Annotated in this window: 13 protein-coding genes; all 13 read left to right on the top strand. The window is 72.1% G+C overall.

What is annotated here, in order from left to right; all coding sequences use genetic code 11:
* Nucleotides 1–143 precede the first annotated feature (143 nt).
* The 13 genes from ACZ56E_RS03170 to ACZ56E_RS03230 are packed head-to-tail and all read left to right on the top strand — an operon-like array spanning nucleotide 144 to nucleotide 12,471.
* A complete protein-coding gene (locus ACZ56E_RS03170) occupies nucleotides 144–908 on the top strand; it encodes an MlaE family ABC transporter permease (RefSeq protein ID WP_471210389.1) in 765 nt (254 codons plus the stop codon).
* A 5-nt stretch (nucleotides 909–913) separates the two neighbouring features.
* Complete coding sequence (locus tag ACZ56E_RS03175) at nucleotides 914–1,720, top strand: MlaE family ABC transporter permease (protein WP_468606629.1); 807 nt, start codon at nucleotides 914–916, stop codon at nucleotides 1,718–1,720.
* Between the two features lies 1 nt (nucleotide 1,721).
* On the top strand, nucleotides 1,722–2,975 hold the full coding sequence (locus ACZ56E_RS03180; protein ID WP_471210392.1) for an MCE family protein: 1,254 nt from the start codon (nucleotides 1,722–1,724) through the stop codon (nucleotides 2,973–2,975).
* A complete protein-coding gene (locus ACZ56E_RS03185) occupies nucleotides 2,972–4,030 on the top strand; it encodes an MCE family protein (protein WP_471210395.1) in 1,059 nt (352 codons plus the stop codon). Before ACZ56E_RS03180 ends, ACZ56E_RS03185 begins: the two co-directional genes overlap by 4 nt.
* Nucleotides 4,027–5,133: an MCE family protein gene (locus tag ACZ56E_RS03190; RefSeq protein WP_471210398.1), complete on the top strand. Its 1,107-nt coding sequence runs from the start codon at nucleotides 4,027–4,029 to the stop codon at nucleotides 5,131–5,133. Before ACZ56E_RS03185 ends, ACZ56E_RS03190 begins: the two co-directional genes overlap by 4 nt.
* On the top strand, nucleotides 5,133–6,200 hold the full coding sequence (locus ACZ56E_RS03195) for an MCE family protein (protein WP_471210401.1): 1,068 nt from the start codon (nucleotides 5,133–5,135) through the stop codon (nucleotides 6,198–6,200). Before ACZ56E_RS03190 ends, ACZ56E_RS03195 begins: the two co-directional genes overlap by 1 nt.
* Complete coding sequence (locus ACZ56E_RS03200; RefSeq protein ID WP_471210404.1) at nucleotides 6,197–7,498, top strand: MCE family protein; 1,302 nt, start codon at nucleotides 6,197–6,199, stop codon at nucleotides 7,496–7,498. The genes ACZ56E_RS03195 and ACZ56E_RS03200 overlap by 4 nt, the downstream gene beginning before the upstream one ends.
* Entirely contained in the window at nucleotides 7,495–8,787 is a 1,293-nt protein-coding gene (locus ACZ56E_RS03205) for an MCE family protein (protein WP_471210406.1), read from the top strand. Before ACZ56E_RS03200 ends, ACZ56E_RS03205 begins: the two co-directional genes overlap by 4 nt.
* A complete protein-coding gene (locus ACZ56E_RS03210) occupies nucleotides 8,784–9,302 on the top strand; it encodes a hypothetical protein (protein ID WP_471210409.1) in 519 nt (172 codons plus the stop codon). Before ACZ56E_RS03205 ends, ACZ56E_RS03210 begins: the two co-directional genes overlap by 4 nt.
* Nucleotides 9,299–9,880, top strand: a complete 582-nt coding sequence (locus ACZ56E_RS03215; protein WP_471210412.1) for a hypothetical protein — start codon at nucleotides 9,299–9,301, stop codon at nucleotides 9,878–9,880. The genes ACZ56E_RS03210 and ACZ56E_RS03215 overlap by 4 nt, the downstream gene beginning before the upstream one ends.
* A 26-nt stretch (nucleotides 9,881–9,906) precedes the next feature.
* Nucleotides 9,907–10,464 (top strand): nuclear transport factor 2 family protein, encoded by a 558-nt coding sequence (locus tag ACZ56E_RS03220; protein ID WP_471210415.1) that lies wholly within the window; start codon nucleotides 9,907–9,909, stop codon nucleotides 10,462–10,464.
* Between the two features lie 26 nt (nucleotides 10,465–10,490).
* Complete coding sequence (locus tag ACZ56E_RS03225; RefSeq protein WP_471210418.1) at nucleotides 10,491–11,222, top strand: hypothetical protein; 732 nt, start codon at nucleotides 10,491–10,493, stop codon at nucleotides 11,220–11,222.
* A gap of 34 nt (nucleotides 11,223–11,256) precedes the next feature.
* Nucleotides 11,257–12,471: a lytic transglycosylase domain-containing protein gene (locus ACZ56E_RS03230; protein WP_471210421.1), complete on the top strand. Its 1,215-nt coding sequence runs from the start codon at nucleotides 11,257–11,259 to the stop codon at nucleotides 12,469–12,471.
* The last annotated feature ends 969 nt before the right edge of the window (nucleotides 12,472–13,440 follow it).

The following is a 13,440-nucleotide window of genomic DNA, read 5'->3' on the forward strand; positions in this document are numbered from 1 at the left end:
GTCCCCGGCGCTCCCGCCGGGGACGGCACACCCAGCACTCCCGCTACCCCCAGCGCTCCCGGCACGCCTGCCACCCCCACCACCACCACCCCACCCACCACGCCCACCACCCCCCTCCCCAAACCCACCAGCCGGAGCAGCACATGATTGCCGGAGGGCTGCGGCAGACCGGGCGGCTCTTTGCGCTTGCTGTCGAGGTGGCCCGTGCCATCTTTCGGCGGCCGTTCCAGTTCCGGGAGTTCGTGGAGCAGTTCTGGTTCATCGCCGGTGTCACGATCCTGCCCGCGGCGCTCGTGTCGATTCCGTTCGGCGCCGTGATCGCCCTCCAGGTCGGCTCGCTCACCCAGCAGCTCGGCGCCCAGTCCTTCACGGGCGGCGCCAGCGTGCTGGCCGTCGTACAGCAGGCCAGCCCGCTGATCGTCGCCCTCCTGATCGCGGGCGCCGCCGGCTCCGCCATCTGCGCCGACCTCGGCTCGCGCACCATCCGCGAGGAGCTCGACGCGATGGAGGTCATGGGAGTCTCACCCGTGCAGCGCCTGGTGGTGCCCCGGGTCCTCGCCGCCATGGGAGTCGCGGTCCTGCTCAACGGCCTCGTCTCCGTGGTCGGGATCCTCGGCGGCTACGCCTTCAACGTCTTCCTCCAGGACGGCACCCCCGGCGCCTACCTCTCCAGCTTCTCCGCCCTCGCCCAGCTCTCCGACCTCTACATCAGCGAACTCAAGGCCCTCGTCTTCGGGTTCATCGCGGGTGTCGTCGCCTCCTACCGGGGCCTGAACCCGCGCGGCGGCCCCAAGGGCGTCGGCGACGCCGTCAACCAGTCCGTCGTCATCACCTTCATGCTGCTCTTCTTCGTGAACATGGTGATGACGGGCGTCTACCTCCAACTCGTTCCGCCGAAGGGAGGCTGAGGCCCGTGTCCTCCCCGTTCGTCTGGCTCGACCGATCGGGCGACCAACTCCTGTTCTATGTACGCTCCTTGCTCTGGATCCCGCGCACCCTGCGCCGCTACCTCAAAGAAGTGCAGCGCCTCCTCGCCGAGGTCGCCTTCGGCACCGGCGGCCTCGGGGTCATCGGCGGCACCATCGGCGTGATGATCGCGATGACCCTGTTCACGGGGACCGTCGTGGGGCTCCAGGGATACGCGGCCCTCGACCAGATCGGCACCGCCGCCTTCACCGGGTTCGTCTCCGCGTACTTCAACACCCGTGAGATCGCCCCGCTGGTCGCCGGACTCGCCCTCTCCGCGACCGTCGGCGCCGGCTTCACCGCCCAGCTCGGCGCCATGCGCATCAACGAGGAGGTCGACGCCCTCGAAGGCATGGGCATCCGCTCCCTGCCGTACCTGGTGACCACCCGCATCATCGCGGGTGTCGTCGCCATCATCCCGCTGTACGCGATCGGGTTGCTCTCCTCCTACCTGGCATCCCGCTACGTCACGGTCCTTTTCAACGGCCAGTCCCGGGGAACGTACGACCACTACTTCAATCTGTTTCTGTCGCCCACGGACGTGCTGCTCTCCGTCCTGAAGGTGCTCATCTTCAGCGTGATGGTGATCGTCGCCCACTGCTACTACGGCTATCGCGCCTCCGGCGGCCCCGCCGGGGTCGGCGTCGCCGTCGGCCGGTCGGTGCGCAACGCCATCGTGCTGATCAGCGTCACCGACTTCTTTCTGTCGCTGGCCCTGTGGGGCGCCACCACGACCGTGAAGGTGGCGGGCTGACATGAGCGGAACGCGAGGCGCGACGGCGCGCCGCCGACTCGCCGGAGTGGCCTTCCTGCTGGTCCCCGCCCTGCTGGTGTGGCTCGCGGTCGCCGTCTACGACAAGCGGTTCACCGACTCCGACCCGGTGGTCGTCGAGACCGGCAGCGTCGGCAACGAAATGCACCTGGGCGCCGAGGTGAAGCTGCGCGGCGTCGTCGTCGGCGAGGTCCGCGAGATCGACGCCACCAGTGACGGCGCCCGGCTCACCCTCGCCCTGCGCCCCGGCAGCCTCGACCGGATCCCGGCCGACGTACGCGCCCAGATGCTGCCGACCACCCTGTTCGGCGAACGCTTCGTCGCCCTCGTCCCGCCCGCCTCACCCTCCCCGCAGACACTGACGCCCGGCGCCGTCATCCCGCAGGACCGCTCGGCCAGCGCCGTGGAACTCCAGCAGGTCCTCGACAACGTGCTGCCGATGCTCACCGCCGTCCAGCCGCAGAAGCTCTCCGCCACCCTCTCCGCCGTCTCCCAGGCCCTGGACGGACGCGGCGACCGGCTCGGGGACACCCTCACGCTCCTCGACTCCCACCTGCGGAAGTTCAACCCCCAACTGCCCACGCTCAACCGCGACTTGAAAGAGCTCGTGAAGGTCAGCCATGTCTACGCCGACGCCGCCCCCGACATCCTCACGGCCCTCACCGACTTCACCACCACCAGCGGCACCCTGGCCGAGAAGGAGAGCGAGCTGGCCGGCACCCTCGGCGCCACCACCAGGACGGCCGAGGACATGACCGCCTTCCTGCGGCAGAACGAGGACAACATCATCCGGCTCTCCGCCGCCTCCCGGCCCACCCTGGAACTGCTCGCCGAGTACTCCTCGGCCTTCCCCTGCACCCTGCGCACCCTCGCCGACGCCGTCCCCGCCATGGACGAGGCCCTCGGCAAGGGCACCGACCGGCCAGGACTGCGCGTCGACGTCACCACCGTGCCCTCGCGCGGCGCCTACCGCCCCGGCCGCGACACCCCCTCGTACGGCGCAGGCGGCGGCCCCCGCTGCTACCCCGTGCCCTACCTCGGCCTCGCCACGAAACCCGCCGTCCAGGCCCCCGCGACGGCCGGGCAGAGCCTGGGCCCCGCCAACTCCCCGCAGGAGAACGACCTCGTCAACGAACTCCTCGCACCCGCCGCCGGAAAGGCCCCCGCCGAACTCCCCGAGTGGAGCAGCCTCCTCGCGGGCCCGGCGCTGCGTGGCACGGAGGTGACCCTGCGATGACATCCCCGCGCGCCGCCCACACCCGGCGCCGCCCCCTGACCGGCCCGGTCCTCAAGTCCCTCGCCTTCGTCGTGGTCACCGCACTGGCCACGGCCGTCCTCGGACTGAGCGTCTCCGGCACCCGGGTCGGCGACGACAGCGTCTCCTACAAAGCACTGTTCACCGACGCCACCGGAGTCGTCGACGGCGACAGCGTCAGGATCTCCGGGGTCCAGGTCGGCGAGGTCACCGACGTCCGCGTCGTCGACCGCCGCACCGCCCAGGTCACCTTCACCGTCCGCGACGACCGCACCCTGCCCGCGTCGACCACCGCCGCCGTGAAGTACCTCAACATGGTCGGGCAGCGCTACATCGCCCTGGGCCGGGGCAGCGGCGACCTGTCCGGCACCCTCGACGCCGACGACACCATTCCGTCCGACCGGACCGCCCCCGCCCTCGATCTGACCCTGCTCTTCAACGGTTTCAAGCCGCTCTTCGAGGGCCTCGACCCCAAGGACGTCAACGAACTCGCCGGCTCCATCGTGCAGATCCTCCAGGGCGAGGGCGGCACCGTCGACGGCCTCATCCGGCACATCGGCTCCGTCAGTACGACGATCGCCGCCAAGGACGAGGTCATCGGCAAGGTGGTGAAGAACCTCAACACGGTCCTGACCACCCTCAACGACCGCGAGGCCGACTTCGACGAGCTCGTCGACACCCTCCAGAAGCTCGTCACCGGGTTCAACGCGGACCGCAAGCCCCTCGGCAAGGCCGTCACGGCCATGGGCGACCTGACCACCGTGACCGCCGACCTCCTCGACGAGGGCCGCGCGCCCCTGAAGAAGGACATCCGCCAGCTGGGCCGCCTGTCGGACAACCTCGGCGACGCCACCCCGCAGATCGAGGACTTCCTGGAGCGGTCCCCCGCCAAGCTGACCGCCCTGGGCCGCCTCTCCTCCTACGGTTCCTGGTTCAACCTCTACCTCTGCGAGGCCCGCGTGGACGGAGTGACCACCTCCACCGGCGCGAAGCCGCCGACCGGCATCGCGGTCACCGAAGCGAGGTGCGGCGCATGACTCTGCTGCTGCGGCCCGAACGCCGCGACACCCCCGCTGCCGCCCCCACGCCCCGCCGCCTCCGCCCACCGCGCCTGAAACCGGTCAAGGACCGGAACCCCATCACCGTGGCCCTCGTCGGCCTGCTCCTGCTGGCGCTGCTCACCGTCGGCGCGTACAACGCCGACCGGCTGTCCCTCACCGGCGGCGGCACCACCTACAACGCCGACTTCACCGAGGCGGCGGGCCTGGACGACGGCGACGAGGTGCGCGTCGCCGGGGTCAAGGTCGGCGAGGTCACCGGCGTGGCCCTCGACGGCGACCGCGTGAAGGTCACCTTCGAGGTCGAGCACGCCTGGGTCGGCGACCGCACCACCGCCGCCATCGCCATCAAGACCCTGCTCGGCGACAAGTACCTGGCCCTCGACCCGCTCGGCACCGCGGAGCAGGACCCCGGCGACCGCATCCCGCGGGCCAGGACCACCTCCCCGTACGACGTCACCCAGGCGTTCCAGGACCTCGGCTCCACCGTCGACGCCATCGACACCAAGCAGCTCGCGAAGAGCTTCGAGACGATCTCGGAGACCTTCGAGAACTCGCCGCCGCACGTCCGCAAGGCCGCCACCGGCCTGTCCGACCTGTCGCGTTCCGTCTCCAAGCGTGACCGTGAACTGTCCGAACTCCTCAAGGGCAGTGCCAAGTTCTCCAAAACGCTGAAGGACAAGAAGTCCAGCTTCGAGACCCTCATCCAGGACGCCGGGCCGCTGCTCGGCGAACTCCAGAACCGGCGCAAGGCCATCACCGCCCTGCTGAAGGGCAGCCGCCTCCTCGGCACCGAGCTGACCGGCCTGGTGGACGACAACGAGAAGCAGCTCGGCCCCACGCTGAAGGCGCTCGGCCGCGTCACCACGGTCCTCAAGGAGAACAACACCCGCCTTGACCGCACGCTCGCCCTGGTCGGCCCCTACTACCGGCTCCTCGGCAACACGCTCGGCAACGGCCGCTGGTTCGACAGCTACCTGTGCGGGGTGGTGCCCCGCGACTACCTGCCCGCGCAGTCCCAGCCCAAGACGTCGTGCATGCCGCCCAAGCAGCGGACGGCGGCCCAGGGGAGTGGTGAGTGATGAGCAAGCGCAGAAGACTCCTCGCGGTCGCGCTCGCCCTCGCCGTGGTCGCCGCGGGACTGGTCACGGTGCGCGCCCTGGACTCCGCGGGCACTCGCGTCACCGCCTACTTCGACCGTGCCGTCGGCATCTACGCCGGTTCCGACCTGCGCATCCTCGGTGTCCGGGTCGGCGAGGTGGCGTCGGTCCACCCCGAGGGCACCCGGGTCCGGGTCGAACTGGAGCTGGACGACGGCGTACGCGTACCGAAGTCGGCGCGGGCCCTGGTGGTCGCGCCCAGCGTCGTCGCCGACCGGTACGTCCAACTCACCCCGGCCTACCGGTCGGGGCCCGCCCTCGACGACGGCGCCGTCCTGCCCGCCTCCCGCAACCGCACCCCGGTCGAGATCGACCAGCTGTACGCCTCGATCACCGACCTCGGCAAGGCACTCGGGCCGGAGGGGGCCAACTCCGCCGGGGCCCTGTCGAAGTTGCTGAGGACCGGCGCAGCCAACCTCGACGGCAACGGCAAGGCCATCGGCGAGAGCATCGAGGAGTTCGGCAAGGCCACCAAGACCCTCGACGGCTCCAGCGACGATCTGTTCACCACTCTCAGCAACCTCCAGACCTTCACCACCATGCTGAAGGACAAGGACACCGACGTACGCACCGCACAGGAGCGGCTGGACACGGTCGTCGGATACTTCGCCGACAACAAGGACGACCTCGCGGGCGCCCTGAAGGAGCTCGGCACCGCCCTCGGCCGGGTGAAGACGTTCATCAAGGACAACCGGGGCGAGCTGAAGAAGAACGTCGATCGGCTCGTCCCGATCACCCGGACACTGGCCCGCCAGCGCACCTCCCTGGCCGAGGCCCTGGATGTCGCGCCGCTCGCCGCGGACAACCTCATCGGCGCCTACGACGCCGGCGCCGGCAGGATCGACGGCCGTGCCAACCTCAACGAGATCAGCATGGGCGGCCCGCTGCTGCCCCTGCCGGCGACGGGCGGCTCCCCACCTTCCGGTACACCCTCGCCCTCCTCGTCGCCCTCGCCCTCCTCGTCGCCCGCGGGGGAGGGGGAGCGGTGAAGCGTGTCGTACGGCGGTGTGTCCTCACCGCCGGAGCCACCACGGGTGCCGGTCTCGGCGGGCTCCTCGCGCTCGGTCTCGGCTTCGCGCTCGCCCTGGGGGCGTTCTCCGTGCCCGTCCCGAGCTTCGACGGCATCGAGGACCTGCCCCTGCCGGGCGGTGCCGACCTCGGCTCCCACCCCTACACCGTCACCGCCGAATTCGACGACGCCCTCAGCCTGGTGCCGCACGCCGCGGTCAAGGTCAACGACGTCGCCGTCGGCCGGGTCACCGCCATCCGCCTGGACGGTGACGCGTGGTCGGCCCGCGTCACCATGAAGATCAACGGCGACGTCCGGCTGCCCCGCGACGCCGGTGCCCGCCTCGAACAGTCCAGCCTGCTCGGTGAGAAGTACGTCCAGCTCATCGCGCCCACCGCCAAGCCTTCCGGCACCTCGTCCGCCGCGTCCTCCGCGGTCTCCGCCACGTCCTCCGCCGCGCGCCGGCTCGGCGACGGCGCCGTCATCCCGCTCGCCCGCACCGGCCGCAACACCGAGGTCGAGGAGGTGTTCGGCGCCCTGTCCCTGCTGCTCAACGGCGGTGGCGTCAACCAGCTCAAGACCATCACGCGGGAACTCAACAAGGCACTCGGCGGCCGCGAACCCGAGGTCCGCTCCATGCTGAAGCGGGTCGAGAAGCTCGTGGGAAACCTGGACGACCACCGCGGTGACATCACCGACGCCCTCGACGGCGTCAACCGGCTCGCCACGACGCTCGCCGGCCGCAAGGACGACGTACGCACCGTCGTGACCGGCCTCTCGCCAGGCCTCCGCACCCTGCACGAACAGCGCGGCTCACTGCTGACCATGCTCCGCTCCCTGGACACGCTGTCCGGTGTCGCCGTCTCCACCGTCGAAGCGAGCAAGGATGACATGGTCGCCGACCTCAAAGCCATCGCCCCCACCCTCAAGGCCCTCGCCGACGCGGGGAGCGACCTGCCCGACTCCCTCCAGGTGCTGCTCACGTACCCGTTCACCGACGAGGTGCTGAACGGCGTCAAGGGCGACTACCTCAATGTGTACCTGCACATGACGGCCGCCCCCGGCACCCAGGTCATCCCGCCCCTCATGCCGCAGAGCAAGCCGCCCTCACCCACCGCCACGCCCCGGGGCGCCGCGCCTCCGAAGCGGTCCGGTGCCGGAGCCACGGCGTCCCCGTCGGCGCCGCTGCCCCTGCCCTCCGTACCGACGTCGACACCGACGCCCACGTCCGCACCGACATCTGCCGGGACCTCCGGGGACGGAGGCACCCACGGATGATCACGCTCGCCGTACGCCTGAAGAACCTCGCCTTCCTCGTCATCGCCGTCCTCGTCCTCGGCTTCCTCGGCATCCGCTACGCCGACCTCGGCCGGTACGTCGGCGTCGCCGACTACTACACCGTCGAGGTCGAACTCCCGCGCACCGGCGGCCTCTTCACCCACTCCGACGTCACCTACCGCGGCGTGTCGGTGGGCCGGGTCGGCCCCATCGGCCTCACCGCGGACGGGGTGGTCGCGGAGCTGCGCATCAAGAAGTCCGCACCCCGCATCCCCTCCGACACCCGGGCCGTGGTGGCCGGGCTCTCCGCGGTCGGCGAGCAGTACATCGACCTGCGGCCCGAGAGCGACGCCGGGCCCCACCTCGCCGACGGCACCCGGATCGACCAGGCCGACACCGAGGTGCCCGCGCCCGTCACCGATGTGCTCACCAGCGTGAACGACCTCGTCCGGTCCGTGCCGCTGGAGGACCTGCGGACGGTCGTCGACGAGTTCGGCGAGTCCTTCGAGGGACACGGCGACGACCTGCAGGCGCTGCTGGACAACGGCGGCGCCTTCATCGAGGCCGCCGACCGCAACCTGCCCTCCACCACCCGCCTGCTCTCCGACGCCGAGACCGTGCTGCGCACCCAGGCCGAGGAGGCGAAGGCCATCCGCGGCTTCGCCGACGGCGCCACCGAACTCGCCCGCACCCTCAAGGGCTCCGACGCCGACGTGCGCCGGCTCCTCACCGTCACGCCGGACGCGGCGACACAGGTCAGCGGCTTACTCCGGGACCTCGACCCGAGCCTGGGCGTGGTCCTCGCCAACCTGGTCACCACCTCCGAGGTCGCCGTCACCCGGCAGCGCGGCATCGAGGAACTCCTCGTGAAGTACCCGGCGGCCGTCTCGGCCGGCGCCACCGCCGTCGACGGAGGCAAGATGAAGCTCGGCCTGGCCGTCACCTTCTTCAAGCCCCTGCCCTGCACCGACGGCTACGGCGCCACCCGGTACCGCACCGGCCTCGACCTCGGCACCGCCCCCGCCCTCAACACCGGCGCCTCCTGCACGGCACCCGCCGCGAGCGGTGTCAACGTACGAGGCTCCGCCAACGCCCCCCGAGGCGGCGCTCTCCCCGATCCCGCCAGGCCCGGCTCCCTGCCCTCGGGCAGCAGCACCGGCGCCACCGCGTCGGCCCCGTCGAAGGCCACCGCACCGCTGCCGGGCGCGCTGGCCCTGCCGGACACGGGCGGCACCGGGGCGGCCGGACTGCCGGGGCTGCTCGGCGCGGGCAAGGGAGCGGGCCGATGAGGCGGGCGCGTGTTCTCATCGGGGCGGGGCTGGCACTGGCGCTGGCGTTCTGCGGCACCGGGGTGTGGACGTACGCGCAGGCGCGGGGCGACGACTCGCTCGCGTACGGCCGTGAACGCGACGAGGCGCTGACCGACGGCCGGGAGCGGCTCGCCGTCCTGAACACCCTCGACGCCTCGTCCCGGCAGCGGGCGCGGGCGGGCATCCAGGACTGGCGTGCCGCCTCGACAGGGCCGCTGCGGGAGGAGCTGGGCAACACGGCTCCCAGAAAGGGGAGTTCGGCGCGGGGCACGGTCACCGAGGCCGCGCTCACCGCCCTCGACACGCGCACGGGCACGGCGAAACTCGTCGCCACCGTCCGTGTCGAGGTCACGCCCCCCGGATCGAAGCCGCCGACCACGGACCGCAAGCGCCTGGAAGCGGTTCTGGCCCGCACGGGCGAGGGCGAGTGGAAGGTCAAGGCGCTGAGTGCGGTGCCGCTGCCACGGACGGCGAAGGAGGACGAAAGCCGATGACACGCCTCCCGCAGCTCGTGACACGGCTGCCCCATCTCGTGACGCGGCTGGCCCCGGACGAAGAGCCGGTGAAGACCCGCCGCAGCGTCCGGCGCCTCGTCCCCGCCGTGTGTGCCGCGCTGCTCGTCCTCGCCGGGTCCGGGTTCTTCTACGGTGCCCATCAGCTGAAGTCCACTCCGTCCGCCCGCAACCACGCGCTGACCGACGCCGAGGCGACCACTCGCGTCGCCGGTGACGTCGGCAACGCCCTCGCCCGCGTGTTCTCGTACGCGCCGGACGGTCTGGCGACGACCGAGCGTGCGGCACGGTCCGTCCTCGCGGGGCGGGCGGAGCGCCAGTACACGGAACTGATGGGCCGGGTCCGCGCGGACCTCGCCGCGCAGCGGGTCACGCTCAGCACACAGGCCGTACGGACCGGAGTGATCGAACTCGACGGTGACACCGCGCAGTTGCTGGTCTTCCTCGACCAGCTCTCGCACCGCGGAAAGGCCGGCACCACCGCCGCGGCGGCCCAGCTGACGGTGACCGCGCGACGGGAGAACGACCAGTGGCGCATCGTCGACATCAGGACCCGCTGAGCGGGCGCGGGGAGAGGGGAACGCAGATGAGACGCGGGACAAGCGGACCGGCCCGGGGCGGGCCGCTCAGGGCCCTGCCGGTCACGGCGTTCGCCCTCGTACTCGCCCTGCTCGCGGGCGGTTTCGCCGCGTGGGCGGGCTGGGGCTGGTACGACGCGGCCCACGAGGACACCGCGGGCTACGCCGAGCAGCGCGACGCCGCACTCGCCGCCGGTGAGCAGGCCGTGCAGAACCTCAACACCCTCGACCACCGCAGCCTCGACCGCGGCCTGGACCTCTGGGAGTCCTCCACCACCGGCGAGCTGCACGAGCAACTGGCGTCCGGGAGGGACGAGTTCGCCACCCAGGTGAAGGCCGCGAAGACCGTGACCACGGCCACGGTGCTCGCCGGCGCGCTCACCGAACTCGACGACCGGGCGGGCCGGGCCCGCGTGCTGGTCGCCCTGCGGGTGACGGTGAAGGCCCCCGGCGACAAGAGCACCGACAAGGACAGCCGCATGCTCGGCGAACTGACCCGCACCGACGGCCACTGGAGACTCAGCGCCCTGGGCCAGGCTCCGGTCGGCGGCACGTCGGCCGGCTGACCGGCAGCAGGAGAGGACGACACACGATGCCGACGACCCGCCACCACCTGAACAACCAACGCCGCCGCCAGGCCCGCGAAGCCCTCCGCGCCCCGACGGCGACCGGCGCCCCCGGGCCCCGCGAAACCCTACGCACGCCGCCGCCCACCAGCGCCTCCCTGTCTCGGGGCACCCTGCGCACTCTGCTCCCCACCCGTGCCACGACGGCGCCCGCCCGAAAGAGCCCACCCGCGCCCCGCCGCCGCACCCTCGTGGTGCTCTGCCTGCTGACCCTCGTCCTCGGCGGCTTCGCCGGCTGGGCGCACGCCCGCGCACAGGATCTCCGCGACACCCCGGCCGCACGCAACACCGCCCTCTCCGACACCGCCCGCACCAGCGAGATCAAGGGCCAGTCGACCAAGGCCGTCGCCGGGCTCTTCTCGTACGACCACACCGAACCCCGTGCCCTCGACAAGGCCGCGCGGCAGTGGCTGACGGGACGCGCCGTCGCCCAGCACCGGGAGCTGCTCGGCGACCTCCGCAAGCGGGCGGACCAGCAGAAGGCCGTGATCACCACCACGGTCACCGACAGCGCCGTCGAGCGCATCGACGGGGACCGGGCCCGCGTCCTGGTCTACGCCGATCAGAGCAGCGTCAGCACGGCCGGCGGCAAGAAGGCCAAGGACGACGGCACGTACGCCGGGGCGATGTTCGCCGTCGACCTCCAGCGGCGCGACGGCCGTTGGCTCGTCTCCGGCATCGACACCTTCAGCCGCTGAACCCCGCACGCGCCTCATCAGGGAGTGACAGGCCATGCCCGAACACCGTGCCCGACGCCTGCCCGTCCGGACCCGGCGGGGTCTGCGGGCCACCGCCATCGCCGTGACCGCGGTGGCGGCGCTCACGGCCTCCCAGGCCCCCGGACTCCCGCAGCGGGCGAGCGCCCACCCGGCCGCCGACGACCGTACCGCCCCGGCCGCGGACCTCCCGAACACCGAACCCGCCCCGCCCGACGACGGCTCGTACCACACCGAACTCCCGCCGCTCGTCACCCCGGATGCCCCGCCGCGCACCGAGCGGGCCGCCCGGGAACGTGCCGAGTCCGGCATCCCGGGGGCGGTGCTGCGCGCCTACCGCTCCGCGGAGCGGTCCGTCGGCCGGACGGACCCCGGCTGCGCGCTGCCCTGGGAACTGCTCGCCGCCATCGGCAAGGTGGAGTCCGGACAGGCGCGCGGCGGCGCGGTCGACCGGCACGGCACCACGCTCGGCCGGATCGCGGGTCCGGCGCTCGACGGCCGGAACTTCGCCCTGATCCTGGACAGCGACGACGGGGTCCACGACGGCGACACGGTGTACGACCGGGCGGTGGGGCCGATGCAGTTCCTGCCGTCGACGTGGGCGCGGTGGGGTGCGGACGGCAACGGGGACGGCCGCCGCGACCCCGACAACATCTTCGACGCGGCCCTGGCCGCAGGGCACTACCTGTGTGCCGGGAACCGCGACCTGAGCCGGGCCGCCGATCTCGACCGGGCGGTCCTCAGCTACAACCACTCCCGCGCCTACCTCGAACTGGTCCGCTCCTGGCTGGACTTCTACCGGCGGGGCGTGCACGCCGTGCCCGACGGCAAGGGCGTCATCCCGGAGTCTCCCGGAGCCGGTGGCGACACCCCGGCGACGAAGCCGTCCGACAAGGGCGGCCGCGGGGGCGGCGGAGGCACCGGCGGCAAGGGCGACGACGACGGCATCATCATCGGCCCCGACCCCAGGCCCACCTCGTCCCCGTCTCCCTCGCGCCCCGTGCCGCCCTCGCCGTCACCCCGGCCGTCCCCGTCCCCGACGGGACCGGGCCCCTCGCCGTCACCGGAGCCCTCCCCGTCGCCGACTCCCTCGCCCACGCCGACCCCCGACCCCTCCAGCTCGAACACCTGCCCGCCCACCCCGCAGGACTGCCCGTCCGGATCGGCGAGTCCCTCACCGGAGACGGGCGCGTCGCCGACCGCCGACGCGTCGGTCGCTCCCATGCCGTAGGCGAGTGCCGGACGCACACCACGCCAATTGGCGGAATCTGTACGGTGATACGGGAGTGGCGGCCCGTCCGGGCGCGGAGTGGGCGAGCGAGGTTGCGGTGGCGCGTTGTCGAGCGGTCCGCTTCGGCCGCGAACCGGGCAAGGGCGCGGCGTGTTGAGCCACCGGCCTGTCGAAGGGGCCCCGAGTGGCAACTGGCCAAATCATCACCCCAGTTCAGGGGAGATCTCGGCCGTGGTGCCGACGGCGCGGTGGAGCGTCCGTCCGGCCCGGACGGACGGCGTTCGGCGGGCCCGCCCGTGCACTGGCCGCGTTCTTTTCCGCACAGCCCGGTTTGCGGACGGGTTGCCGGGGCACACGCGGCGATGCGACATACGACGGGCGGCAGCAACGCGCGGTCGGTCGGGCGAACTGGCCGAGTGGTGACGCAAAAGCACCGACAGAGCACTCTCCGTTCAACCTCAGGGGGTTGCTTGCACGTGACTCGCCGTGAAGACTGTGGCCGAGTTCCATCGAAACGAAGGCGTTCCGGGGGGTCGCATCATGCCAATCGTGGCAAGACACACGCTGCGCATGCGTACTCTCACATCGTTTCGAACGGCCGGGTCTGGGGGTCCGCTGTCCGTCCAGGAGCCGGGAGGGTTCCGCGCACTCGGTGCGCGGGAGGTATCGCCGAGGGGGATGGGTCATGGCTGTTTGGCGCGCCGCACGACTGAGCCGACTGCGGGGCCGTGGCCGGCCCTACAGCAGCCGAGGCATCCTGCGCCGCATGTGTTGAGGGCCGTGAGCCCGCCCTGATGTCGCACTGAGGCCGAACGACTGTCCCGTCGTACAGCGACTGTCCCGTCGCGCGAGGACCTCGCGACACGTGCTGTTCTCGCTCAGGTCCGGGCGACGCGACAGTGGCGCAGCCGCGCCCGGCGCCCCGCCCCGGCCGGGCCCACCACACCCCTGTGCGCGTGACTCCACCGT

The sequence above is a fragment of the Streptomyces sp. NPDC039480 genome (genome assembly GCF_055597165.1).